The sequence below is a fragment of the Mycobacterium sp. Panama NTM2 genome (assembly GCF_054355555.1).
Genome location: NZ_CM135953.1, coordinates 243,851 through 269,958 on the forward strand (window position 1 = coordinate 243,851; position 26,108 = coordinate 269,958).

Genomic DNA, 26,108 nt, shown 5'->3' on the forward strand with positions numbered 1-26,108 from the left:
AGGACGTCCCCATTCTGTTCGATTTACCGGGACTGCTCTGCGTCGGCGGCTGGTTCCGCATCGGGCAGTTGGCCCACCAAGTACTCGGCCAGCCCGCCGATGGTCGGATAGTCGAACACCGCGGTGGCGTTGATCGTGAAGGCGCCGCCGAACTGGCTGTGCAATCGGTTCCGCAGCTCGATCGCCATCAGCGAATCCGTGCCCAGGTCCAGGAACCGCGACGACGCCGCCGGGGGTTGCGCCAAACGCAGGAAGTTCTGCACCTCGCGCTGCAGGAACTCGGTGACGAACCCGGCCCGCGCGGGCACCGGGATCTCCTGCAGCTGACGCAACAGCTCACTGTCTCCGGTCACCTCGCCGCCGTCGCGGGGCAGCACCAGATCCAGGATCGGCGGACGCGCCGCACCCAGCACCTTGGCCGCACGCGCCCAGTTGGCCTTGATCACCGTCGCCTGCCCGGTCCCGTTGGCCACCACCTCCGCCAACGCGCTCAACGCCGCCGACGGCTCCAGCGGGATCAACCCCTGGGCGCTGATGTTCGCGCTCGCCGCCTCCGACGACGCCATCCCGCCCCGGCCCCAGGGACCGAAGTTGACCCCGGTGGCCGGCAGCCCGGCAGCGCGGCGCTGAGCGACGAGGCCGTCGAGGTACGCATTGGCGGTCGCGTAGTTGGCCTGGCCGGGAGAACCGAACACGCTCGACACCGACGACGACACGATGAAGAACTCCAGGTCGTCGTCTCGGGTCAATCGATCCAAGTGGGAGGCGCCGAACGCCTTCGGCGCCAACGTCGTCCGGAACCGGTCGACGTCCAGCGCGGAGAGCAGCGCATCGTCGAGCACGCCGGCCAGGTGCAGGACGCCACCGAGGGGCGGCAGCTCGGCGCGGATGTGTGCCAGCAGTCGGCGCACGTCCTCGAAGTCCCCCACGTCGGCGGTGACGACGTGCACGCGGCAGCGGTGCCGGTCGGTGATGTCGTCGATCAGCTGCTGTGCCTGCGCCGAGGGGGCCCGGCGGCTGGTGAGCACCAGATCGCCCGCACCCAACTGGGCCAGGTGCGCTGCGGTGTGCAGCCCGATCGCACCGAGCCCGCCGGTGATCAGATACGTCCGGTCGGGCTGTGGCTGTAGTGGTGCCGGCATCTGCAGCACGATCTTGCCGATGTGGCGGGCCTGCTGCATCCGCCGGAATGCCGACCTCGCCTCGGTCAGCGGATAGATCTCGGCGGGCAGCGGCGTCCACTCACCCTGGGCCAGCCCGTCGGACACCTCGGTGAGCAGGTCGCGGATGCGGTCGGGTTCGGTGAACATGACCGTGTCGAGTGCGACGATCTCGTAGTCGACGTCGGGGCGGGCGGCCGCCATCTGGTCGGCGGTCCAGATGTCGCGCTTGGCGATCTCGGCGAAGCGGCCGCCCTGAGCCGTGGCGCGCAGCGTGGCGTCGATGAACCCCTCGCTCGTCAGGCTGTTGAGCACCACGTCCACCCCGGCGCCGCCGGTGTCGGCCAGGATCTGATCAGCGAATTCCGTTGTGCGCGAGTCGTAGACGTACTTGACGCCGAGACGCCGCAGCGTGTCCCGTTTGAACGTGCTCGCGGTGGCGAACACTTCCCCCCCGCACCGCTGCGCCATCTGGACTGCGGCCAGCCCCACGCCACCGCTCGCGGCATGGATGAGCACCCTGTCGCCCGGCTTGAGCTGTGCCCAGTCGAACGACAGCCGGACCGTGAGCGCAGCGGCGGGAATCGTCGCCGCGTCCACCGCGCTGATGCCGTCGGGTATCGGCGCGAGGAACTGGCCGGGCACGTTGAACCGGCTCGCGAAGGCACCCTGCATGGATCCGTAGACCCGCTGGCCCACGGTCAGGCCGGTGACCCCGTCGCCGATCTGGGTGACCGTGCCGGCGAAATCGCCGCCGATCGGCCCGGGATCGCCGGGATAGAGGCCGAGCACGTTGAGCACGTCGCGGAAGTTCAGCCCCGCGGCCTCCACCCGGACCTGCACGTAACCGTCGGCGGGCGGCTCGACTTCGGTCTCGGTCAGTCGCAGGTTGTCGATCGCACCGCGTTCGGTGGGCGCCAGCACGTAGTCACTCGATCGCGGGACGCTCAGGTGTCCGCTGCGTGACCACGGCAGCAGCCGCGATGCCAGCAGTTTGCCTTGCCGCACAGCCATTTCCGGCTCGTCGACGGGCGCCGACACCAGGCCGGCCAGCAAGCGGACGGCCTCGTCCGAACCGTCGCAGTCGACCAACCGGGCACGCAGCGCCGGTTCCTCGTTGATCGCGGTGCGGCCGAAGCCCCACAGTGCGGCCTGCACCGGGTCGACCGGTTCCCCCGACTCGCAGGCGACGGCCCGCTCGGTCACGATCCACAATCCGCCGGGCAGCTTCACCTCACCGCTCTGCACGGTGTGGACTGCACTCAGAAGTTCGGCGATCTCCTGCTCGAGCCGGACGTCGAGCGCCCCCGCCTGCGACCTGGCGGCACGCCAGATGACACCGGAGACGCCGACGCCACGCTGCTGGGCATCGGCGAGCACCTGCCCCAGCGGTGTCGTGTCGGTGGCGCGGTCGACGGCGATGGCGCCGGGGACCAGGGCCGCGAGCTCCGCGAAGTCGGCGATCAACCAGGTGCCGCTGGGGGTCACCGGCTCTGCCTCAGGCTCGGTGTCCGGGAGGGGCACCTCGTGCCAGCCGACGGTGTAGAGCAGCCGGCCGGTGTCACCGCCCAGCCCGCGCAGCAGCGCCTCGCGGGGCGCACGCTTGACGGTGAACTCGCGGATCCCACCGAGACGGTTACCGTCGCGATCGACGAAATCGAGGTCGAACTCCTGGGTCTCGCTGTCGAGTGCACTCTGATGCCAGGTCGCGCGGCAGTAGAACCGCCGCGGCATCGGCTGCTGCACCGAGACCTGGCCGTATCGCAGCGGTAAGTACAGATCTGAGACGCCCTGCTCGGCGGCCAGCACCGCCGGGAAGGCGGGGAATGCGACGCCGGTGCACAGATCCATCAACACCGGATGCATCGGCTCGCTACCGAGGTGCTCGGCCAACTCCTCGCCGACGAGGATGTCACCGATCGCCTCACCCTCGCCCAGCCACAGCGACTTCAACGAGCCCGACCAGTTCGGCCCCCACGCCAACTCGAGATCGGCGAACGTCTCGAACAGCTCCTGCGGACGCATCCGGGTGAGCCGCTCGAGTGCGTCCTCGACGGGTCCTGTCTCGGAGGCGGCCTCGTCCCGCCCGGCGACGATGGTGCCCTCGGCGTTGAGCGACCACTCCGCACCCTGCTCGCCGTAGGCGCGGCTGTGCACCTGGAACGACCACTGCCCGGCGTCGGCCGCCGGATGCAAGGTCAGCTGAACGTCACGGGAAGCCTTCTCCGGCAGAATGATCGGCTCGTAGAAGAAGACATCGGTGGCGTGGGCCGGGGTGCCGACGGCGGCCAGCGCCATCGCCGCGTAGGTCGCGCCGGGAACGACGACGGTGCCGTAGATGACGTGGTCGGACAGCCACGGCTGCGTCTTGACCGACAGCCTGCTGGTGTAGATCGTGTCGCCGGAGGCCAGTTCGCGTGCGGCGCCGAGGATGCCCGAACCCTGCGCGGCGGTGCCGCCGTCCATCGCGATCGCGGCCGTCTTGGGCCAGAAGCGCCGGTGCTGGAACGGGTAGGTGGGCAGTTCCAGGACCCGTCGTTCGCGCCTGCTCACCGCGGCGAAATCGGGTCGGTGGCCGGCGATGTACACGCCGGCCAACGCGTCTGCGACCTGGCGCTGATCGCCGACACCCTTGCGCAGTGAGGCGATCGCGCGCGGCGCCGGCAGATGCTCGGGCCAGACCTGCACGGCCGCCCCGGTCAACACCGGCTGCGGGCCGATCTCCATGAGGACCGAGCACCCCAACCCGGCCACGGTGCGCACGCTCTCGGCGAACTGCACCGGCTGGCGGGAGTGCCGGCGCCAGTACTCCGCGTCGAGCGTGGCGTGTCCGGTGAGCACGGCGCCGGTGCGGTTGCACACCAGCGGCAGGGTGGGGCTGGCGAAGTCGAGTTGCGCCGCGTACGCCTGGAATTCGTCGAGGACCGGGTCCAACAGCTCCGAGTGGAACGCGTGGCTGGTTTCCAGCCATGTGCACCGGATGCCGTCCTCGCTGAAGGTCGCGACGATCTGCTCCAGATCCTCACCCGGTCCGGACAGCACGGTGTTGGGACCGTTGTAGGCGGCCACCGACACCCGCGGATGCGCGCCCGCGGCCTGTTCGACCCGGCCCGCGTCGGCGAACACGGCCACCATCCGGCCGCCCTCGGGCAGCTCGCCGAACAGCCGACCGCGCTGAGCCATCAGCCGGGCGCCGTCGGCCAGGCTGAACACCCCGGCCACACAGGCGGCCGCGTATTGGCCGACGCTGTGGCCGAGCACGACGTCGGGCTCGATGCCCCACGACTGCCACAACCGGGCCAGCCCCATCTCGATGGCGAACAGCGCGGGTTGCGCGAACGACGTGTGCCGCAGTCGCTTTCCGGCCTGGCCGCCGGTCTCCCGATCGGTGGCGAAGAGAACCTCGACGAGCGGGGTCGGCAGCAGATCCTCGATCGCCGCGGCGCACTCGTCGACGGTGGCGGCGAACACCGGCTGCGTCTGGTACAGCTCGCGAGCCATGCCCGGGTACTGGCTGCCCTGGCCGGTGAACAGCCAGGCCGTCGTCGGGCGGTGCGTGTGCTCACCGCGAACGACGCCGGGACGCAGGCGATTCGCCGCCAGATCGCCGAGCGCGGTGCGCGCGTCGGACACCGACTCCACGACCAGCGCGGCACGGTGCTCGAAGTGGGAGCGACCCGTGCCGGCCGTGCGGCACACGTCGGCGATGTCGGCCTCGGGATGAGCGCTCACCCATGCCTCGTACCGCTGCGCCAGCGCCACCAGCGCCTCGGGTGACCGCGCGGAGAGCGGCAGCACGCTCACGGTGTCGGCAGGGCCCGACGCCGGTTCCGGCACCGTCGTTGGCGGTGCCTCTTCCACCAGGACGTGGGCGTTGGTCCCGGTGAAGCCGAACGAACTGACCCCGGCGCGGCGCGGCCGGCCGTTGGTCTGCCACGGCATCGCATCGCCGAGCACCCGGACCGGCAGCGTGTCCCACGGGATGTGCGGAGACGGGGTGTCGAAGTGCAGGCTCTTGGGCAGCATCTGGTGCTGCAGGGACAACACGACCTTGATCAGACCGGCTGCGCCCGAGGCGGATTCGGTGTGCCCGATGTTCGTCTTCACCGACCCCATCAGCAGCGGCTCCGTGCGGGAGTCGCCGTAGGCGGCCGCGGCGGCCTGCACCTCGATCGGATCGCCCAGCGGGGTGCCGGTGCCGTGGGCCTCGAGGTAGTCGACGTCGCCGCCGGAGAGACCGGCGCGCGCGAGGACCGAGCCGATCAACCGTTGCTGGGCGCCGCCGTTGGGTACGGTCAGACCGCTGGACGCGCCGTCCTGGTTGACGCCGCTGCCCGCGATGACGGCAGCGATCGGATCGCCGTCACGCTGGGCGTCGGACAGTCGCTTGAGCACCAGCACGCCGCAGCCTTCGCTGCGCACGTAGCCGTCGGCCGACGCGTCGAACGTCTTGCACCGGCCCACCGGCGACAGCATCCGGGCACGCGATGCTGCCACCGTGGTCACCGGGCTCAGCAGCACGTTGACGCCGCCGGCGACGGCGAGGTCGCAATCGCCGGAATGTAGAGCCTGGCAGGCCTGATGCACTGCCACCAGCGCGGAGCTGCACGCGGTGTCGACGGCGACGGCGGGTCCCTCGAGGCCGAGTGCGAACGCCACCCGGCCGGAGATCGCGTTCAGCGCGTTGCCGGTGATGAAGTGCGGCTGGATCTTGTCGATCGATTCGGCCGACAGGAGGTGGGCGTACTCGTTGGCGGCGACGCCGGTGAACACCCCGGTGCGGCTGCCGCGTAGCGCGGCAGGGGAGTAGCCCGCTCGCTCCAGGCCCGCCCAGACGGTCTCGAGCATCAGTCGCTGCTGCGGCTCGATCCAGACGGCCTCGCGGGGAGAGATGCCGAAGAACTCGGGGTCGAATCCGTCGATCCCGTCGAGGAATCCGCCGAACCTGGTGTAGATCTTGCCCGGGGCGTCAGGGTCGGGGTCGTAGAACTCGTCGATGTCGAAGCGGTCTTCGGGAACTTCGCGGATCGCGTCGATTCCGCCGGCGAGCACCTCCCAGAACGCTTCCGGATCGGGGGCTCCGGGGAATCGGCAGGACACCGCGACGATCGCGATCGGTTCGTCGGTGCGGGCGGCGGCGACCGTGACCGACCGCGCCGCCGGCGCGTCGGTGAGACCGAGGACGTCGCCGAGCAGGTAGTCGGCGACGGCATCGATACGCGGGTGATCCATGGCCAGCGTGGCGGGGATCTCACGACCCACCCCTGTCTCGATGCGACGGCGCAGCTCGACGGCCATCAGCGAGTCCATGCCGATGTCGAAGAAGCCTGCGTCCTCGCGGATCTCGGCGACGTCGACGCGAGTGACCTCGGCCACCGCATCGCGCAGGTATCCGATGAGCAGCGTGCGGCGCTGCTGCAGCGGGGCGTCGGTGAGGCGTTTCACCAGATCGGTCGGTCCACTGCCGTGCACTGTCGAGACCTGCTGCGGAACCTCGTGATTCAGCTCGGCGAGGAAGCCGCGTCGACCGGTCTGCTCGTAGAGGGGCAGGAAGCGGGACCACTCGACACGGGCCACCACGGCCTGTGCCGCACCGCCGACGACGGCGTCAGTGAGGCCGGCGAGGGCGTCGGCGGGTGACAGTGTCGCGACGCCGCGTTCCTCGAGTCGGGCCCGGGCCTGGGCATCGGCCATCCCCTCGGAGCCGGTTGGCGCCCACGGCCCGAAGTTCACGGCGGTGGCGGCGACGCCGCGGTCGCGCAGGCTCCAGGACAACCCGTCGAGGAACGCGTTGGCCGCCCCGTAGGCCGTCTGGCCGAAACTGCCCCACACCGAGGCGATCGACGACGTGCCGATGAAGAAGTCGAGCGGCAGATCGCGCGCGGCCTCGCTGAGATGCCATGCACCCCAGACCTTCCCGGCGAAGACCCGATCGATCTCCGCATCGTCCTGGGCGCTCATCGGGCTGGCGCCGATCTCACCTGCCGCATGCACGATTCCCGCCAGCGGCGGGCGGTCGGCACTGGGCGCGAGCAGCTTGGCGACGCCGTGGGCGTCGGCGACGTCGGCCCTGGCGACCTCGATCTGGCACCCGTACTGATCGGCGAGCGCGGTGATGCGTGCGCTGACAGCCTCGCTGGGTGCGCGCCGGCTGGTGAGCAGGAGATGGCCGGCCCCGCGGGCGGCCAGGTGGGCGGCGACCTCCAGTCCGATCGAGCCGAGCCCGCCGGTGACGAGATACGTTGCGTCGGAACGGATGGGCAGAGAATCGGTGACCGGTTGGCCCGTGCGCCGGGTGAGCCGCGGCACGTGCACGCCGTCGGCGCGCAGCGCGAGCTGATCCTCGCGGGGGGCCGCGCCGGCAGCCTGGCTGATCTGGCCGATCAGCGTCGACCATTGCTCGGTGGTGCCGGCGCCGAGATCGGCGAGTCCGCCCCACAGCTGCGGCGCCTCGAGCGCGGCGGCGCGGCCGAAACCCCACAGGCAGCTCTGGTCCGGCACCACGACGTCGACGTCGGTGACGCGCTGCGCGCCGCGGGTCAGAATCCACACGGGTGCGCGGACATCGGCGGCCGCCGCGGCACGGAACAGCCGGCGCGTTCCGGGCAGCACGCTGTGCTGCATCCGCAGCAGGGAGCGCATCGAGGGCGGTCCATCCGCGAGGGCGGCGTCGAGCGCGGCGACGTGCAGGATGCGCAGGGTCGGATCGTCGGCGGCCGCGCGGACCGTCTCGGTGAACGCGGCCTCCGCGTCGTCGGAGACGGGCAGCCCGACGACGCGGTGGCGATGTCCGCGGGCGGCGAGCAGGTCGATCAGCGGTCGGATGGCGTCGGTGTCGTCGCCGACGATGAGCCAGGACGGTGCGTGCGCGGGGTCGAGGCGTGCGGGCGGGAGGACATCCCAGCGGATCTGGTAGCGGGCATCGCTGATCGACTGGGCGTCGCGCTGTTGACTGTGTTGGGCAGCAAGCTTGCTCAGGACGTCGCGGACATGTGGATCGTCGGAGCCGAGCAGGGTGGCGAGTTCGTCGATGCGGCCGTCCTCGAGCAACGCGACGGCGGCGGTGCGCGCGCCCCGCTCCTTCGGTGCATCGGTCCGCTCCTGCTCGTCGCGGAACCAGTACCGCCGATGCTCGAACGGATAGGTCGGCAGGTCGAGTAGCCGTGCCGTCGTGGCAGAGACGGCACCGAAGTCGGGCTGGTGGCCCAGCACGTAGGCGTCGGCCAGCGCTTCGGTGATCTGCCTGCGGTCCTCGACAGCAGGCCGCAGCGACGCGATCACCCGGGGTGCGGTGGCAGGGTCGGGCCAGGCGGACAGCGCGGCCGCGGTCAGCACGGGTCGGGGCCCGATCTCGACCAGCAGCTTGCAGTTCATCTCCGCGAGAGTCTCTATGCTCGCCGCGAATTGGACCGGCTGGCGGGCGTGCCGGCGCCAGTAGGCGCCGTCGAGGTTGGTGCTGCGGCCCAGCGCTGCGCCGGTGCGGTTGTCGATCAGGATTCGCTGGGGTGCGCCGAACGTGAATTGTGATGCCGCTGCCTCGAATTCGTCGAGGATCGGGTCGAGCAGCGCGGAGTGGAAGGCGTGGCTGGTTTCGAGCCAATCGCAGCGGATGTTGTCGGCGGCCAGCGTGGCCACCGCCTTCTCGAGATCGGCCGCCGGGCCGGACAGCACGGTGTTGGCGCCGTTGTAGGCGGCCACCGACAGTGTCGGTATCTCGTCGACCACGGCCTCGACCCGGTCGGCGGGCGCGAAGATCGCGGCCATCCGGCCGCCGGCGGGCAGGCTTTGGAAGAGCTTGCCGCGCAACGCGATCAGCCGCGCGCCGGCCGCGACGTCGAGCACGTCGGCCACGCAGGCGGCGGCGTACTGCCCGACGCTGTGGCCGAGCACGACATCGGGTTGCAGATCCCACGACTGCCAGAGCCGAGCCAGCCCCATCTCCACCGCGAACAGCGCGGGCTGGGCATAGCTCGTCTGCCGCAGGGCTTCCTGCGCATCCGCTTCGGAACCGGAACCGTCGAGGGCGAACACGACGTCGAGCAACGGTGTGTCGAGCAGGTCGGCGACGGCGTTTGCGCAGGCGTCGACGGTCTCGGCGAACACCGGTTCGGAGTCGTACAGTTGGCGCGCCATGCCGGGGTACTGGCTGCCCTGGCCGGTGAACAGCCAGGCCGTCTTCGGCACGTCGTGGGCCTCGCCGCGGACCAGTCCGGGCGCGGGACGGTCGTCGGCCACCGCACCCAGCAGTTCCAGTGCGGTCTCGCGGGAGTCGGCCACCAGGGCCGCCCGGTGCTCGGTGTGCGCGCGGGCCACGCCCGCGGTGAAGCACACGTCGGCAAGCGTGGCGTCGGGATGTGCGGCCCACCAGTCGCGGTATGCGCCGGCGAGCGCACGCAGCGCGGTCGGTGTCCGGGCCGACAGCGGAAGCAGATGCGGTCCGTCCTGCGCAACCTGATCGGTGCCGGTCTCGGGCAGGGGGGCCTCTTCGAGGATCACATGCGCATTGGTGCCGGCGAAGCCGAACGAGCTGACCCCGGCGATGCGCGGCCGGTCGCCGCGGCACCAGGGCGTGGCGTCCGTGACGACCTCGACGGGCAGCCGGTGCCAGGGGATGTGCGGCGACGGGTTCTCGAAATTCAGGTGCTTGGGCAGGGATTCGTGCTCGAGCGCGAGGATCACCTTGATCACGCCTGCGATGCCCGCGGCGGCTTCGAGGTGCCCGATGTTGGTCTTCGCCGAACCGATCAGCAGGGGGCGGTCGGCCTCGCGGCCCGCACCGAGTGCGGCGCCGGCGGCCTGCGCCTCGATCGGATCGCCCAGCGAGGTGCCGGTGCCGTGGGCTTCGAGGTAGTCGACGTCGCGCGGGTCGATGCCGGCGCGGCGTAACGCGGCACCGATGACACGCTGCTGGGCGACGCCGTTGGGCACGGTCAGACCGCCCGACGCACCGTCCTGGTTGATCGCGCTGCCGCGAACCACCGCACGGATGTGGTCACCGTCGCGCACGGCGTCCTCGAGCCGCTTGATCACGATGATCCCGCAGCCCTCGCCGCGCGCGTAACCGTCGGCGGCCGCGTCGAAGGTCTTGCAGCGGCCGTCGGGTGCCAGCATGTGCGCGTTCGAGAACGTGATCATCGTGGCCGGCGTCAGCAGCACGTTCGCCCCGCCGGCCAGCGCCAGGTCGCACTCGCCGAGCTGCAGTGCCTGGCAGGCCTGGTGGATCGCCACCAGCGAGGAACTGCATGCGGTGTCGACGGCCACCGCGGGCCCCTGCAGGCCGAGCCGGTAGCTGATCCGGCCCGCCGCCGCGGCGTTGGATGTCCCGATGGCCATGTAGGCCTCGATCTCGGGATAGTCCAGTTCGTCGGACATGATGCCCAGGTAGTCGTGGGTGGCCAGCCCCACGAACACGCCGGTGTCGCTGCCCGCCAGCGTCGACGGCGCGATTCCCGCGTGTTCGAGCGCGTGCCACGAGGTCTCCAGGAGCAGGCGGTGCTGCGGATCCATTTGCCGCACTTCCCGCGTCGACATCCCGAAGAAGGGCGCGTCGAAGCCGATGACGTCGTCGACGAACCCGGCCCGCCGGGTCGCCACCTTGCCCGGGCTGCCGGGCTCTGCGTCGTAGAAGGCCTCGGCGTTCCAGCGGTCCGGCGGCACGTCGGAGATGGCGTCGCGGCCCTGGCTCAGCAGGTCCCAGAACGCGTCGGCGTCGGGCGCCCCGGGCAGTCGGGCTGCGTACCCGATGACGGCGAAGCGCGCTGCCGGCTCGTTCGGATCTGCAGCGGAAACCATGCCGCTTTCCCCCCTCATCAGCGGTGAACTTACTCGGCGGTCAGATTAGCGCGAGGATCGTGCACAATGTCACCCGAACGTCATGTTTGATCTTGGGTCAGTGGGGAGGGCGGCGCAGTGCGCATCGGCACGATCACGGTTGGCGCACTCGACGAGTGGTCGGTCGCCGCGGGGTCGGTGACCTCCTGGCATCCGACACCGGCCTCGATCGACAAGGCCCATCGAGCGCCCGTCAGCCCGGTGCCCGTGAGCTACATGCAGGGCCAGCACCTTCGGAACTACAGCGAGCGGCACGCAGCCGGGCTCAACTTCTCGCGGCAGATCATCGCCAGCTGCGACGTCGCCGGTCAGTGTGACATCGCGGCGATGGACCACGCCGTGAACAACTACCTGCGCCGCCACGACACGTTCCGCAGCTGGTTCGCCCCGACCGGAGACGGCCGATTCGTCCGGCACGCCCTGACCGATCCGGCCGACATCGAGTTCGTCCCCGTCGAGCACGGCCACATGACGATCGAGCAGATCCACGCCCACGTCATCGACATTCCGAGCCCGCTGGAATGGGGCTGCTTCACGTTCGGCGTGATCCAGGGTGAGGACCACTTCAGCTTCTTCGCGGCGATGGATCACGTGCACGGCGACGCGACGCTCATCGGCACCACGATGATGGAAGCCAACGGCATGTACTCGGCACTGAGCCTGGGCGGACAGGCGCTCCAGCTGCCCGACGCCGGCAGTTTCGACGACTTCTGTGTCCGCGAACGCGAGTACACCGATCAGCTCACCGCCGACTCGCCCGGCGTCACGGCGTGGCTCGACTTCGCCGAGAACAACGCCGACGGCTTCCCGGAGTTCCCGCTGCCGCTCGGCGATCCGGAGGCTTCGACGCGCAGCACCATGACGTCACTGATGCTGATGGACAGCGCGCAGACCGAGCGCTTCGAGGCCGCGTGCGCGGGCGCCGGAGCCCGGTTCGTCGGCGGGCTGTTCGCCTGCCTGGCCCAGGTCGAGCACGAGCTGACGGGGGCGCTGACCTACTACGGGCTGACCCCCCGCGATTCGCGTAGCGCGTCGGACAATTTCATGACCCAGGGCTGGTTCACCGGGCTGATCCCGATCGTCGTGCCGATCGGCGCGGCCTCGTTCTCCGACGCCGCCTGGTCGGCCCAGTCGGCGTTCGACGCCGGGCTCGCCATGGCCAAGGTGCCCTATTATCGGGTGCTGGAGCTGGCGCCCTGGCTGCGGTGGCCGCAGGCGAACTTCCCGGTGACGAACTTCCTGCACGGCGGCGCGGCGCCGATGAACGCGATCCTGGCGGCCGGCGAAATGGGGCTCGCCGACAACATCGGCATCTATCCTGACGGCCGGTACTCGTACCAGTTGACGATCTACATCTTCCGCTACGGCGAGGGCACGGCCATGGCGATCATGCACCCGGACAACGCGATCGCCGCGAAGTCGGTCGACCGCTACATGGGGGCGATGAAATCGGTGGCGACGCGAGTCGCCGACAGTGGCCAGTGGGGACGCGTCGCCTAGCGTGCGGTACGGCGAGGGGGTGAGGACGACATGGGGCGGCTAGCCGGTCTGGTGGTGCGCTTTCCCTGGGTGGTGATCGCCGTCTGGGTGGCGCTGGCCGTGGCACTGCCGCTGAGTTTCCCGTCGCTGAACGAGATGGCCCAGAAGCATCCGCTGCAGATCCTTCCCGCGGATGCGCCGTCGAGCGTCACCGCGACCAAGATGGCCGAGGCGTTCAAGGAGCCGGGGTCGGACAACCTGCTGATCCTCGCGTTCATCAACGAATCAGGGCTCACCCGCGCCGACGAAGCCGTCTACCGCAACGTCGTCGACGCGCTGCGCGACGACGTCACCGACGTGGTGTCGGTGCAGGATTTCATCAGCACTCCGCAGCTTCGCAAGTTCCTGACCAGTGACGACAAGACCACCTGGGTGTTGCCCGTGACGCTGGTCGGCGAGTTGGGCACCCCGCGCGCCTACGACTCGTTCAACCGCGTCACCGACCTGATCGCCCATCACGCACCGCCGCGCGGTTCTCCGCTGGTCGTGCACGTCACCGGGCCCGCCGCCACCGTCGCCGACCTGACGGTCGCGGGTCAGCAGGACCGGCTGCCGATCGAGCTCGCGATCGCGGTCCTGGTGCTGACCGTGCTGCTGGTGGTGTACCGCAATCCGCTCACGATGCTGTTGCCGCTCATCACGATCGGCGCATCGGTACTGATCGCCCAGGGCGTGGTCGCCGGCTACTCCCACCTGACGGGCGCGGGGGTGTCCAACCAGTCGATCGTGTTCCTCAGCGCGATCCTGGCCGGTGCCGGCACCGACTACGCGGTGTTCCTGATCAGCCGGTACCACGACTACATCCGCGATGGCGCCGGCGTCACCGACGCCGTCACCCGCGCGATGATCTCCATCGGCAAGGTCATCACCGCCTCGGCGACGACGGTCGGCATCACGTTCCTGGCGATGAGCTTCGCGACCATGGGCGTGTTCAAGACCATCGGCGTGTCCGCGGCGATCGGCGTCGCGGTCGCGTTCCTGGCCGGCCTGACCCTGCTGCCCGCGATCATGGTGCTCGCCGGTCCGCGCGGCTGGATCGGGCCACGCCGGGAACTGACCGCACAGATGTGGCGGCGCTCGGGCATCCGCATCGTGCGCCGGCCGGTGCCGCACCTGATCGCGAGCGTGCTGGTGCTGGTCCTGCTCGCCGGCGCGGCGGCGTTCGGATCGTTCAACTACGACGACCGCAAGGCCGTCTCGCCGTCGGCGCCGAGCTCGGTGGGCTACGCCGCGCTGGAGCGTCACTTCCCGATCAGCCAGTCGATTCCGCAGTACGTGCTGGTGCAGTCGCCGCACGACCTGCGTTCGCCCGCGGCGCTGGCCGACCTCGAGCAGATGGCGTCGCGCATCGCCCAGCTCCCCGACGTGGGGCTGGTCAGCGGCGTCACCCGCCCCCTCGGCGAGGTGCCGCCCGAATTCCGCGCGACGTTCCAGGCGGGGATCGTCGGTGACCGGCTGGCCACCGGCGCGGCGCAGATCGGGGAGCGCCGCGGTGACCTCAGCCGGCTCGCGGGCGGGGCGGACACGCTCGCCGACAGCCTCGGCGACGTGAGCGCCCAGGTCAACGACATCGCCCCCAGCCTCAAGGGTCTGCTCGACAGCATGTCCTCGATCCGCGTCCAGTACGGCGGCGACAAGCTGGTCCGCGACGTCGCGACCGCGGCGAAGCTCGTCGACAGCGTCAACAAGCTCGGTCTCTCGATGGGCGTGAATTTCCATGCGGTCAAGGACATGTTCGCGTGGATCGGGCCGGTGCTGACCGCGCTGCAGGGCAATGCGACCTGTGACGCCAATCCGTCCTGCGTCGACACCCGCGCACAGTTCCAGAAGCTCGCCGCGGCTCGCGACGACGGTCGCGTCGACGAGATCAATCAGCTGGCCGGTCAGCTGCAGGGCGTCGACGACAAGGGCAGCCTGTCCTCGACGGTGAACCAGCTCAACTCGATGTTCACGAAGCTGACCACGACGATCTCCGATCTCGGGCTGGACAGTCCGGCTGGTGCGCGCTCCGGGGTGAACGAGTTGCAGCGCAACGCCAATCGGCTCGCCGACGGCAGCCGGCAGGTCGCCGGTGGCGTGGATCAGCTGGTCGAGCAGATCCAGGTTCTGGCCGCAGGCCTCGACCAGGCATCGACGTTCCTGCTGACGATGCGCAAAGACGCCGCGGCCTCGTCGATGGCGGGCTTCAACATCCCGGCCGAGGTGCTGGCGGCGCCGGAGTTCCAGAAGGCGTCGGCGGCGTACGTCTCGCCCGACGGGCACTCGGCGCGCTACCTCGTGCAGACGAAACTGAACCCGTTCAGCCCCGAGGCGATGGATCAGGTCGACGCGATCAACGACGTCGCGCGCGGAGCGCAGCCCAACACCACGCTGGCGGACGCGACGATCTCGATGGGCGGCTACCCGGCCGCGCTGCGCGACACCCGCGACTACTACGAGCGCGACATCCGATTCATCATCGCGGTCACCCTGATCATCGTGCTGCTGACCCTGATGGTGCTGCTGCGCTCGCTCGTCGCGCCGCTGTATCTGGTTGCCTCCGTGGTGCTGTCGTACTTCGCGGCCATCGGCATCGGGGTGCTGACGTTCCAGTACCTGCTCGATCAACCGCTGCACTGGACCGTTCCGCCGTTGGCGTTCGTGGTGCTGGTCGCCGTCGGTGCCGACTACAACATGCTGTTCGTGTCGAGGTTGCGCGACGAGTCGCCGCACAGCGTGCGCTTCGGCGTGATCCGGACATTGGGGTCGACGGGCGGCGTGATCACCGCGGCCGGCCTGATCTTCGCGGCCTCGATGGGCGGGCTGCTGTTCTCGTCGATCGGCATCGTCGTGCAGGGCGGTTTCGTGATCGGCGTCGGCATCCTGCTCGACACGTTCGTGGTGCGCACCATCACCGTGCCCGCGATCGCTGCGCTGGTCGGACGGGCGAACTGGTGGCCCTCGCGGGTTCGCAAGGCGGCACCCGCCGACGACAAGGTGGAGGCGATCTGACGTGTTCGAGCTTTCGCGCCGACGCGCGCGGTGTGTGACACTACGACGACGCTTGTGCAGCGGCCGGGGGTTGGAATCATGACGCAGACAGGCTCGTCGTCCGTGCTGTCGATGCTGCACGGCCGCGCCGCGATGCGGCCCGACGGCACCGCGTTCACGTTCACCGACTACAGCGATGATCCGGCGGGCCGGGCGCAGACGCTGACCTGGTCTCAGCTGTCGCGGCGCACGATGAGCGTGGCCGCCGACATCGCGGCCCACGGCGCCACCGGCGATCGCGCGGTGATCCTCGCGCCGCAGGGTCTCGAGTACATCCTGGCGTTCCTCGGCGCGATGCAGGCCGGTCTCATCGCCGTACCGCTGCCGCTGCCGCATCGCGGGTCGAGCCACGACCGGGTCAGCGCGGTCTTCGCCGACACGACGCCGGCGGTCGTGTTGACCACGTCCGCGGTCGCCGCGGACGTCGCCGACTACATCGATACCTACGTCGCGCAGTCGCGGCTGCACACTGCTCCCGCGCTCCTGCACGTCGATGCGATCGACCCGCACGCCGCCGGTGCCGTGTTCACCCCGCCGACCGATACGCCCGACACCGCCTATCTGCAGTACAGCTCCGGGTCGACGCGGTTACCGACCGGCGTGATGATCTCGCATCGCAATCTGTCGTCGAATTTCGATCAGCTGATGCGCAGCCTGCTCGGCGGCCGCCAGCTCCCGGACCTGACGGTCGTGTCGTGGCTGCCCTTCTATCACGACATGGGCCTGGTCCTCGGGGTGTGCGCGCCGATCCTGGGTGGCTTCGCGGCCCACCTGATGAGTCCGGTCGCGTTCCTGGAACAACCGGCCCGCTGGGTGCGGGCGTTGGCCACCGCGGACAACGCGTTCTCCGCGGCACCCAATTTCGCGTTCGAGCTGGCCGCCCGCAAGACCACCGACGCCGATCTGGCCGGTCTGGATCTCGGCGGGATCGCCGGCATCATCAACGGGGCCGAGCGCGTCGACCCCGGCACGCTGGCCCGCTTCTCGGATCGCTTCGCGCACTTCGACTTCCGTGACGACATGCTGCGGCCTTCCTACGGCCTGGCCGAGGCCACCGTGTTCGTCGCGTCAGGGGTCTGGGACGACGACGCGGTGGTGGACCGGTTCGACAGTGACGAGCTCTCGGCCGGGCGGGTGCAGCGGTGCCGGACCGGCGGCTCGGCGCTGGTCCGCTACGGGCTGCCGTCCTCGCCCGTCGTCCGCATCGTCGACACCGACACGGGCGCGCAATGCCCGACCGATGTGGTCGGCGAGATCTGGGTGTGCGGTGACAACGTCGCCGCCGGCTACTGGAGCCGCACCGCCGAGGAGCAGCAGTGCTTCGGCGCCACCATCAGCGAGCCATCACCCGGCACCCCCGCGGGACCGTGGCTGCGCACCGGCGATCTCGGGTTCGTCCACGACGGCGCGCTGTTCATCGTCGGCCGGATCAAGGATCTGCTGATCATCCGCGGCCGCAACCACTATCCCGAGGACATCGAGGCGACCGTCCAGGAGATCACGCGCGGGCGGGTGGCCGCGATCGCGGTGCCGGTGAACAGCACCGAGAAGCTGGTTACCGTCATCGAGCTCAAGAAGCCTGCCGACGTGCACGAAGTCAGAAGCACTGTCACATCGGCGATTTCGACAGTGCACGGGTTGAGTGTGGAAGATCTGGTGCTGGTGCCGCCCGGCTCGATCCCGACGACGACGAGCGGCAAGGTGCGTCGCGCGGCCTGCATCGAGCACTACCGGGCCGATCAGTTCGAACGATTGGATGCTTGAGTGACGCAACGAGACAACACGGGAACAGTGGTGCGCAGAGCGCTGGCATCGGTCACGGCACTGATCACGGTCGGGGTGGTCGGAGGATTGGGCCCGGGCATCGCGAACGCCGACGAGCCGCCGCCACCGCCCCCACCCGGCACGCCGGTGCTGGGGACCCCGGGGCGGGCGTATGCCCTGGGTGGTGCGCACGTGCTCGGCATCCCGTACGACGAATACATCATGCGCACCGGCGCCGACTGGTTCCCGGGTCTGGACCGCCAGATCGTCGACTACCCGGCCGGACAGGTGCAGGGTCACACGCTGGAGCGCTTGTTCCCGGGCATCGGCGCGTTCGGGGAGCGCTTCGTCCCGGGCCTCGGGCTCGACGGCCCCAGCATCGGGGAGTCGGTCGACATCGGCACGCCCAATGTCGTCAACGCGGTCCGCCAGGGCGGGCGCGGGACGGCGATCGGGCTGTCGGAGGGCGCGATGGTGCTCAACGACGTCCAGGCCAAACTCGCCTACGATCCCGCCGCGCCGCCCCCGGATCAGCTCAGCTTCGCGATGTACGGCGATCCGGTGGGCAAGCACGCGTTCGGGGAGAGCTTCCTGACGCAGAACTTCCCCGTCGGCAGCGTGGTGCCGTCACTGGACTACCGCATCCCGGCGCCGGTGGAGAGCCAGTACGACACGTATCAGTTCGTCTCGGCCTACGACAGCATCGCGGACTGGCCGGACCGGCCGGACAACTGGATGTCGGTGGCCAATGCGATCGTGGGGCTGGCCACCGGCCACACCGCCGTCGCGTTCACCACGCCGAGCAACGTGCCGCCGCAGAACATCCGGACCACTGTGAACTCTCGTGGCGCGAAGACGACGACGTTCATGATCCCCGAGGAGCACCTGCCGTTGGTGCTGCCGTTCAAGTACCTCGGGGTGGACAAGAAGACGCTGATCGAATTGGACAAGGTGCTGCAGCCCTACGTCGATGCCGGCTACTCCCGTAACGACGATCCGGCGACCGCGCCGATCACGGTCGACCCGGTGAACGGGTACGACCCGGCCGCGGTCACAGCTCCGGCGACCCAGGCGGCGTTCGGTGGCGGCTCAGACCCCGTGTCCCAACTGCTCGCCGGACTGCAGTACGTGGTGAACCACCAGGGTTAGAGCCCGGCCAACCCCACCACGACGAGGACGCCGCCGACGGCGGCGACCAGCGCGGCGACAGCCCGCCGGCCTCCTGCGCGGATGCGTTCGTGCACGCGGGTCAGCGCTGCCCGCGTGGGGTCCGGGGCGATCAGATAGGCCAGCAACGGCACCTCGACCAGTGCGAAGGCCACCACGTTGAACATGAGCAGCGCACCGAGTTGAACGGACGCCTCCGCGCCGGAGGCCACGATCAACGCCAGCGCGGCGAGGTAGTCCACCGACGGCAACGCGATCCCCAGCCCGGCACCGCCGGCGATCCACAGTGAGCGGCCGCCGAGCAGACGCCGCACCCGCGCCATGACGGCTCCGTCCGTGGCGGGCATCCGGCCCATCACGCCGGCCGCGATCAGCGCCGCGTTGGCCAGCACCACGGCACCCACGACGATCTGTACCAGAGGCAGGGTGAAGCGCGCCGAATCCAGCGCGGGCCGCAGGACGAACAGCACCGCCACGCCCACCGCGGTGCCCATCAGGAATCCACCCGCCAGGAACGCGAGCAGCTGCAGTGCAGGCCGCGGGCGGTTCACCATCACGACCGTCATGCCGATCCGGAACGGCTCCAGGCTGACCGCGAGGGCCATCAGCAGGAGCGGGATCCACATGATGGCGTAACTTACCGCGGTGTTGTGCTCAGCCGGATTCTGATCGTGGCGTTGCCGCGAGAACACGTGTCAGGATGGAGGCGATGAGCGGAACCAACGCGGAGATCGATCTGAGTCCGTCGACATTGCGAGAGGCATTCGGCCATTTCCCGACCGGTGTCATCGCGATCGCGGCGGAGATCGACGGCACGCGGGTCGGCCTGGCGGCCAGTACGTTCGTTCCCGTCTCCCTGGAGCCGCCGCTGGTGTCGTTCTGCGTGCAGAACTCCTCGACCACCTGGCCGCGGCTCGTCGACGCTCCCTACCTGGGTATCAGCGTGCTCGGCGAGTCCCACGACGAGGCCGCACGCACCCTGGCCGCCAAGACGGGAGACAGGTTCGCCGGCCTCGAGACCGCGTCCACCGAGCGTGGTGCGGTGTTCATCGAGGGCACCAGCGTGTGGCTGGAGAGCTCCATCGAGCAGCAGGTGCCGGCCGGCGACCACACGATCGTGGTCCTGCGGGTCAGCCGGATCACGGTGCATCCGGAGGTGGCGCCCATCGTGTTCCACCGCAGCACGTTCCGGCGGTTGGGTGCCTGACGGCCGGTTCAGGGCCGGTCGCTGAGTTCCTCGCGATAGTGGCGCACGCGCTGGTCGAGTTCGGCGGCATCAGCCGCCCTGCCCTCGCGGCGAGCGAGGTCGGCGCGGCTGCTGATCTCGCGGATCGCGGTTCGAATGTCGTTGACACTCAACGGTTGATGTAGGGACACGGCGCTGCCTTTCGACGCTGACTGGCTGCTGGCTGCGAGCGTACCCCCGCCGTATGGAGTGAACCAGGGGCTGAGCTAGGGATTCATCTGGTAGGCGCCGTCATAGGCGACGACCTCGGTCCAGATCCGCTCGAATCGCGCGGAGTCGGTGACGGGTTTGCGGATCACCGACAGTGCCCACGCCTGCTGCGCCTCGGTCGAGCTCGGTTTGCCGTGCAGTGCGACGGCATACGCGGAGAAGTCGCGGACCATGACGTCGAAGATCTGATCGGTCAGGTCGGCGTCGAGGTTCGTGATCTCGGCCTGCTCGAGGATCAGCTGACCGTAGACCACCAGCGAGAAAAGGTGGCCGACGACGAGGACGAAATCGAGATCGCTCTGCTGGGCCGCATCGGGCGCAGCAGTGGTCAGGAACTCCTTGAACGCGCCGACCTGCTCGTAGAAGCGGCCGACGTTGCCGATGCCCGCGTGGCGCTCGTACACCGGCGTCCAGTCGGCGAACTGGACCGTCGAGGCGCCGCGGGCCGGGCCCTGCGACCAGAAGAACACGTCGTCGGCCGGGTCGTCGCGGGTGCTTACCTCGGGATAGGTGGCCGGGTTGAACATGTAGTTCGGCATGAACTTCAGGATCTGTGCGACGTTGACGTGCACGGTGCCCTCCAGCCGGGGCAGCGCACCGATCAGGCGCACCACCTGGCTGAAGTAGGTGTTCTTCTCGAATCCCTTGGCGGCCAGCACATCCCACAGCAGCGTGACGACCTTCTCGCCCTCAGAGGTCACCTTCGACTTGGTCACCGGGTTGAAGAGCAGATAGCGGCGGTCCTCGGGGCTCGCGCTGCGGAAGTAGTCGATGGCGCGGTCGCTGAACAATTTCATCGCCAGAAGGCGCGCGTAGGCGTCGACGAAGCTGGCCCGCACGTGCGGGAAGACGGTGACCGGATTGCCGTAGAGGATGCGGTTGTTGGCGTGCGTGATGGCCTCGTAGAACGCGTGCTCGCACATGCCGATCGAGCCGCTGCACAGGTTGAACTTGCCGACGTTGACGGTGTTCAGCGCCGCCGAGAAGGCGTCGGGTCCGGTGACCAGGATGTCCTCCTCGTACACCGGGTAGTCGTGCAGCGCGAACGTGCTGACGAACATCTGGCCGTGCACCACGTTGCCGATCAGCTCGTAGTTCTCGTGTGAGCTGTCCGCGACGAACCAGACGTAGCCGTCGGACCCGTCGACGTCGGTGCGCCGGCCGAACACCGACACCATGCCCGCCACGTTCCCGTTGCCGATGTAGTACTTCTCGCCGGACGCCCGGAACAGCACGCCCTCGTCGTCGTCCGGGGTGGCCGGTGTGAGCACCAGGTCGGTGTTGTAGATGTCGGCGCCGTGCTCGCGCTCCGACAGCGCGAACGCCATCACCTCGCCGGCCTCGAGCTGCGCGGCCGCTTTCTCCTTGGCTTTGACGTTGTCGCTCTGCCAGATCGGGCCGAGGCCGAGGATCGTGACCTGCTCGGCGTACCAGTAGGACAGCCCGTAGAAACCGAGGATCTCGCTGAGCACGGCGTTGCGGGAGGTGTCCCACCGCTTGTCGGGGTCGCCGCCGGCGAACTCCGACGGTGTCAGGAACGTCGCGAACAGCCGCTCACGCTTGACGAAGTCCAGGAAGTCCGACACCCAGGCGGCATCGAGGTCGTCGCGCAGCAGCCGTGTCTTACCGCGCTGCTCGAACCAATCGATCAGCGCCCGCAGTTGGCGGCGGGACTCGGGGTCGAGCCGGTCGGAGTCGAAGGTGTGGGGGTTGAGCAGGCGCGCTGTCGGCATGCGTGCCAACGTAGCGCCCCCGGCTGTCGGTCAGGCGTGAACGTCGCGAAGTCCGACGGCGTTGCGCAGCCCCGAGCAGTTCACGCAGCCCACGCAGCCGATGCAGTCGTTACAGCTGACACAGCCGACGCAGGCCCGGCAGCGTGCGCAATCCACGCACGCCAGGCAGGCGAGACATCCCCGGCAGGCGATGCAGAGCACAGCCAGTACGCATCCGGCGATGGCTGCGCTGCCCGCTGTGGCGATGGACCCTGCCACACCCGCGCTGCCCGCGGTCCCGATCGCCCGGGCGACGGCGACGCTGCCCGCGGTCCCGACCGAACCGACGACGCCGATGCTGCCTGCGGTGCCGATCGATCCAGCGACGGCCGCACTGTTGACGGTGCCGATCGACCCGGCGACGGCCACACTGTCCGTCGTCGAGATCGACCCGGCGACAGCCCGGCCGTCGGTCACGTCGTTACTTCCGCCGGAACAGCTTGTTGCCCAGCCACACCACCGGGTCGTACTTGCGGTCCGCGGCACGCTCTTTCATCGGGATCAGCGCGTTGTCGGTGATCTTGATGTGCTCCGGGCACACCTCGGTGCAGCACTTGGTGATGTTGCAGTAGCCCAGGCCGTTCTCCTCCTGGGCCTGCTCGGCGCGGTGGCCGTGCGTGTCGAGCGGATGCATGTCCAGCTCGGCTTGGCGCATCAGGTACCGCGGACCGGAGAACGCGAGCTTGTTCTCCTCGTGGTCACGGTTGACGTGGCAGACGTTCTGGCACAGGAAGCACTCGATGCACTTGCGGAACTCCTGCGACCGGTTCACGTCCTCCTGTGCCATCCGGTACTCGCCGGGCTGCAGGTCCTTCGGCGGTGTGAACGACGGGATCTCTCTTGCCTTCTCGTAGTTGAAGGACACGTCGGTCACGAGGTCCCGCATCACCGGGAACGTGCGCAGCGGGGTCACTGTGACGGTCTCGTCCTCGCCGAAGGTCGACATGCGCGTCATGCACGCCAGCCGCGGACGGCCGTTGATCTCGACCGAACACGATCCGCACTTGCCGGCCTTGCAGTTCCAGCGCACCGCGAGGTCGCCGGTCTGGGTCTGCTGCAGCCGGTGGATGATGTCGAGGACGACCTCGCCCTCGTTGACCTCGACGGTGTAGTCCTTCAGTTCACCGCCGGAGGCGTCGCCGCGCCAGACACGCATCTTGGCGTTGTAGGCACCCATGGGTCAGCCCTTCCGTTGCGGGTGTTCGAGGAGTTCGTCGTCGGTGTAGTACTTCTCGAGCTCGGAGAGCTCGAACGTCTCCAGCAGGTCGGCCCGCATCGTGGGCTGCCGCTCCTTGGAGACGTTGACGTCGGGCACCACCGGGTCGTCGCCCTCGGACCGGCACACCAGCAGGTGATTGCGCCAGCTGGCGTCCATCGTCGGGAAGTCGTCGCGGGTGTGGCCGCCGCGGCTCTCGGTACGGGTGATCGCCGACTTGGCCACGGACTCGCTGACCAGCAGCATGTTGCGTAGATCCATCGCCAGATGCCAGCCGGGGTTGAACTTCCGCTCGCCCTCGACCTTGACCCGCTTGTAGCGGTCGCGCAGCTCCTGGAGCTTGTCCAGGGCTTCCTGCATCTCGTCGGCCTTGCGGATGATGCCGACCAGGTTGTTCATCGTGTCCTGCATGTCGAGCTGCAGCGTGTACGGATTCTCCGGGGAGCCGTCGGACGGACCGTCGAACACGGCCAGCGCCATGTCCTTGGCGTTGTCCACCGCGTCCTGCGTGACCGCGGGGCGGTCGGACATCGCGCGCACGTAGTCTGAGGCGCCGAGCCCGGCGCGGCGGCCGAACACCAGCAGGTCGGACAGCGAGTTGCCGCCCAGCCGGTTGGAACCGTGCATGCCGCCGGCACATTCGCCCGCGGCGAAGAGCCCCGGCGTGGCGGCCGCGCCGGTGTCGGGATCGACCTCGATACCGCCCATCACGTAGTGACAGGTCGGTCCGACTTCCATCTCGTCGGTGGTGATGTCGACCTCGGCCAGCTCGATGAACTGGTGGTACATCGACGGCAGGCGGCGCTTGATCTCCTCGGGCGTCATGCGGGAGGCGATGTCGAGGTAGACGCCGCCGTGCGGGGTGCCGCGGCCTTCCTTGACCTCGGTGTTGATCGCGCGGGCCACCTCGTCACGGGGCAGCAGGTCAGGGGTGCGGCGCGCCGAGTCGTTGTCCTTGAGCCACTGGTCGGCCTCTTCTTCGGATTCGGCGTACTGGCCCTTGAAGACGTCGGGGATGTAGTTGAACATGAACCGCTTGCCCTCGGAGTTCTTCAGCACTCCGCCGTCACCGCGCACGCCTTCGGTGACCAGGATTCCCTTCACCGACAGCGGCCAGACCATGCCGGTCGGATGGAACTGGATGAACTCCATGTTGATCAGCGACGAGCCGGCCCGCAGCGCCAGTGCGTGCCCGTCGCCGGTGTACTCCCACGAGTTCGAGGACACCTTGTAGGACTTGCCGATTCCGCCGGTGGCGAGCACCACCGCGGGCGCCTCGAACAGGATGAAATCGCCGGTCTCGCGGTAGTAGCCGAACGCGCCCGCGATCTTGTCGCCGTCCTTGATCAGCTCGGTGATCGCGACCTCGTGGAAGACCCGGATGCGCGCCTCGTAGTCGCCGAGTTCGCGCTTGTCCTCCTGCTGCAGGGAGACGATCTTCTGCTGCAGCGTGCGGATGATCTCCAGGCCGGTGCGGTCACCGACGTGGGCCAGCCGCGGGTAGGTGTGCCCGCCGAAGTTGCGCTGGCTGATCTTGCCGTCCTTGGTGCGGTCGAACAGCGCGCCGTAGGTCTCCAGTTCCCACACTCGGTCGGGGGCCTCCTGGGCGTGCAGCTCGGCCATCCGCCAGTTGTTCAGGAACTTGCCGCCGCGCATGGTGTCGCCGAAGTGCACCTGCCAGGAGTCCTTGGTGTTGACGTTGCGCATGGCTGCCGCACAGCCACCCTCGGCCATCACCGTGTGCGCCTTACCGAACAGCGATTTGGTCACCACTGCGACGCGCAGGCCCCGCTCCCGGGCCTCGATCACCGCGCGCAATCCCGCCCCACCGGCACCGATGACGACGACGTCGTAGGTGTGCCGTTCGATCTCTACTTCTGCTTCGTGCGAAGCCATCAACCCTCACTCGTCCTTGATCAGTGAAAAACCTTGTGCGCGTGCACTTCTCAGCCGACGAACCGCAGATCCCATGTCGGATGCATCGAGATGAGCATGACGTAGAAGTCGGTGAACATCAGTGTGCCCAGCGTGATCCAGGCGTAGAGCTTGTGCCGGGTGTTGAGCTTGCTGATCTGCGTCCACATCCAGTACCGGACCGGATGTTTGGAGAAGTGCTTGAGCCGGCCGCCTGCGACGTGGCGGCAGGAGTGGCACGAGATCGTGTAGGTCCACAGCAGGACCACGTTGACGATCAGGATGACGTTGCCCAGCCCGAAGCCGAAGCCGCCGGGACCGTCCTCGGAGTGGAAGGCCTTGATCGCGTCCCAGGTGTTGATGAGCGAGATGAGCGCCGCGATGTAGAAGAAGTAGCGGTGCAGGTTCTGCAGGATCAGCGGGAAACGCGTCTCACCGGTGTACTTGGCGTGCGGTTCGGCCACGGCGCAGGCGGTCGGCGACTGCCACACCGAGCGGTAGTAGGCGCCCCGGTAGTAGTAGCAGGTGATCCGGAACAGCAGCAGGAACGGCAGCGACAGCAGCGCGTACGGCAGCAGCGACAACGGCCCCGACGTGGGCAGGATCTGGGGCCAGAACTCGCTGGCCTCGCCGCAGGCCTTGCTCAGGCAGGGGGAGTAGAAGGGCGTGAGGTAGTGGTACTGCTCGACGAAGAAGTGGTCGCGCATGAACGCACGCACCGTCGCGTAGATGATGAACGCGGCGAACCCCAGGTCCGTGAGGATCGGTGACTTGAGCCAGTTGTCGGTGCGCAGGGTGCGCGCCGCGATCTGCGCTCGGCCTGGGGAGAAGACGCCGGTCGCCTTGCGGTCGGCGGTGGGTGCACTCACGTTTCCCTCTCGATGAATGTTTGCGGGGCCGGACCTGTCCGGCCCCGTGCTCAGCGCGTGCCGCCGAGACCCTCGTCGTCGACCCCGCGCCAGAAATCGGTGTCGTACTGAGTGTCCGGAATCGCGATGCGCTCGCCGACGTGATGGTGCCGGGACAGCCCGCGCGCGAGTTCCAGCTCCTCGGCATCGATATCGAGGCGATCGATATCGTTGAGGATGCGCTCGGCGTCGTTGACGATGCGACGGGTGGCAGGGCTGTCCCCGTATCGCGACGCCAGCGTGGTCACGCATCGCCGCAGGTTCCCGATCAGATCGTGAAGTTCGGCGAGCTCGGTGGTGGTGGACAAGTGACCTCCTTGGGCTGAAGGGTGTCGTGAATCACAGTACGCA

General features: G+C 68.9%; 14 protein-coding genes. 5 read left to right on the forward strand and 9 right to left on the reverse strand.

Annotation, left to right across the window (positions count from 1 at the left end):
* Window positions 1-23: 23 nt before the first annotated feature.
* On the reverse strand, window positions 24-10,952 hold the full coding sequence (locus tag ACXYX3_RS01210) for an SDR family NAD(P)-dependent oxidoreductase (RefSeq protein WP_458609822.1): 10,929 nt from the start codon (window positions 10,950-10,952) through the stop codon (window positions 24-26).
* Between the two features lie 117 nt (window positions 10,953-11,069).
* On the opposite strand from ACXYX3_RS01210, the gene ACXYX3_RS01215 reads away from it, so the two are divergent.
* From ACXYX3_RS01215 to pe, 4 genes are all read left to right on the forward strand, one after another.
* A complete protein-coding gene (locus ACXYX3_RS01215; protein WP_458609823.1) occupies window positions 11,070-12,491 on the forward strand; it encodes a condensation domain-containing protein in 1,422 nt (473 codons plus the stop codon).
* Window positions 12,492-12,521: 30 nt separating this feature from the next.
* Window positions 12,522-15,521 (forward strand): MMPL/RND family transporter, encoded by a 3,000-nt coding sequence (locus ACXYX3_RS01220; RefSeq protein WP_458609824.1) that lies wholly within the window; start codon window positions 12,522-12,524, stop codon window positions 15,519-15,521.
* 78 nt (window positions 15,522-15,599) lie between these two features.
* Entirely contained in the window at window positions 15,600-17,324 is a 1,725-nt protein-coding gene (locus ACXYX3_RS01225) for an AMP-binding protein (RefSeq protein ID WP_458609825.1), read from the forward strand.
* 30 nt (window positions 17,325-17,354) lie between these two features.
* Window positions 17,355-18,473: an acyltransferase PE gene (gene pe / locus ACXYX3_RS01230; protein WP_458612264.1), complete on the forward strand. Its 1,119-nt coding sequence runs from the start codon at window positions 17,355-17,357 to the stop codon at window positions 18,471-18,473.
* On the opposite strand, the gene ACXYX3_RS01235 is transcribed toward pe, so the two are convergent.
* Window positions 18,470-19,117 (reverse strand): GAP family protein, encoded by a 648-nt coding sequence (locus ACXYX3_RS01235; protein WP_458609826.1) that lies wholly within the window; start codon window positions 19,115-19,117, stop codon window positions 18,470-18,472. The two genes, pe and ACXYX3_RS01235, sit on opposite strands and share 4 nt — an antisense overlap.
* A gap of 83 nt (window positions 19,118-19,200) precedes the next feature.
* Between ACXYX3_RS01235 and ACXYX3_RS01240 the strand changes: the two genes are divergently transcribed.
* Window positions 19,201-19,698, forward strand: coding sequence for a flavin reductase family protein (locus ACXYX3_RS01240; RefSeq protein WP_458609827.1), 498 nt, complete (start codon window positions 19,201-19,203; stop codon window positions 19,696-19,698).
* Window positions 19,699-19,706: 8 nt separating this feature from the next.
* Here ACXYX3_RS01240 and ACXYX3_RS01245 read toward each other — a convergent pair whose 3' ends face one another.
* The 7 genes from ACXYX3_RS01245 to ACXYX3_RS01275 all read right to left on the reverse strand — a co-directional run bounded on the left by ACXYX3_RS01245 (window position 19,707) and on the right by ACXYX3_RS01275 (window position 26,065).
* Window positions 19,707-19,850, reverse strand: coding sequence for a hypothetical protein (locus ACXYX3_RS01245; protein WP_458612279.1), 144 nt, complete (start codon window positions 19,848-19,850; stop codon window positions 19,707-19,709).
* Window positions 19,851-19,943: 93 nt separating this feature from the next.
* Window positions 19,944-21,680: an acyl-CoA dehydrogenase family protein gene (locus ACXYX3_RS01250; RefSeq protein WP_458609828.1), complete on the reverse strand. Its 1,737-nt coding sequence runs from the start codon at window positions 21,678-21,680 to the stop codon at window positions 19,944-19,946.
* A 30-nt stretch (window positions 21,681-21,710) separates the two neighbouring features.
* A complete protein-coding gene (locus ACXYX3_RS01255) occupies window positions 21,711-22,088 on the reverse strand; it encodes a hypothetical protein (protein WP_458612265.1) in 378 nt (125 codons plus the stop codon).
* Between the two features lie 52 nt (window positions 22,089-22,140).
* Entirely contained in the window at window positions 22,141-22,896 is a 756-nt protein-coding gene (locus ACXYX3_RS01260; RefSeq protein WP_046361589.1) for a succinate dehydrogenase/fumarate reductase iron-sulfur subunit, read from the reverse strand.
* Window positions 22,897-22,899: 3 nt separating this feature from the next.
* Window positions 22,900-24,831 (reverse strand): fumarate reductase/succinate dehydrogenase flavoprotein subunit, encoded by a 1,932-nt coding sequence (locus tag ACXYX3_RS01265; RefSeq protein WP_241206893.1) that lies wholly within the window; start codon window positions 24,829-24,831, stop codon window positions 22,900-22,902.
* A 50-nt stretch (window positions 24,832-24,881) separates the two neighbouring features.
* Window positions 24,882-25,718 (reverse strand): hypothetical protein, encoded by an 837-nt coding sequence (locus tag ACXYX3_RS01270; RefSeq protein WP_241206894.1) that lies wholly within the window; start codon window positions 25,716-25,718, stop codon window positions 24,882-24,884.
* A 50-nt stretch (window positions 25,719-25,768) separates the two neighbouring features.
* Window positions 25,769-26,065: a hypothetical protein gene (locus ACXYX3_RS01275; protein WP_046361586.1), complete on the reverse strand. Its 297-nt coding sequence runs from the start codon at window positions 26,063-26,065 to the stop codon at window positions 25,769-25,771.
* Window positions 26,066-26,108 lie beyond the last annotated feature (43 nt).

Coding starts and splice junctions, on each gene's coding strand:
- ACXYX3_RS01210 (WP_458609822.1), bottom strand. CDS start 10,952: ATGGTTTCCGCTGCAGATCCGAACGAGCCGGCAGCGCGCTTCGCCGTC.
- ACXYX3_RS01220 (WP_458609824.1), top strand. CDS start 12,522: ATGGGGCGGCTAGCCGGTCTGGTGGTGCGCTTTCCCTGGGTGGTGATC.
- ACXYX3_RS01225 (WP_458609825.1), top strand. CDS start 15,600: ATGACGCAGACAGGCTCGTCGTCCGTGCTGTCGATGCTGCACGGCCGC.
- ACXYX3_RS01235 (WP_458609826.1), bottom strand. CDS start 19,117: ATGTGGATCCCGCTCCTGCTGATGGCCCTCGCGGTCAGCCTGGAGCCG.
- ACXYX3_RS01240 (WP_458609827.1), top strand. CDS start 19,201: ATGAGCGGAACCAACGCGGAGATCGATCTGAGTCCGTCGACATTGCGA.
- ACXYX3_RS01250 (WP_458609828.1), bottom strand. CDS start 21,680: ATGCCGACAGCGCGCCTGCTCAACCCCCACACCTTCGACTCCGACCGG.
- ACXYX3_RS01260 (WP_046361589.1), bottom strand. CDS start 22,896: ATGGGTGCCTACAACGCCAAGATGCGTGTCTGGCGCGGCGACGCCTCC.
- ACXYX3_RS01265 (WP_241206893.1), bottom strand. CDS start 24,831: ATGGCTTCGCACGAAGCAGAAGTAGAGATCGAACGGCACACCTACGAC.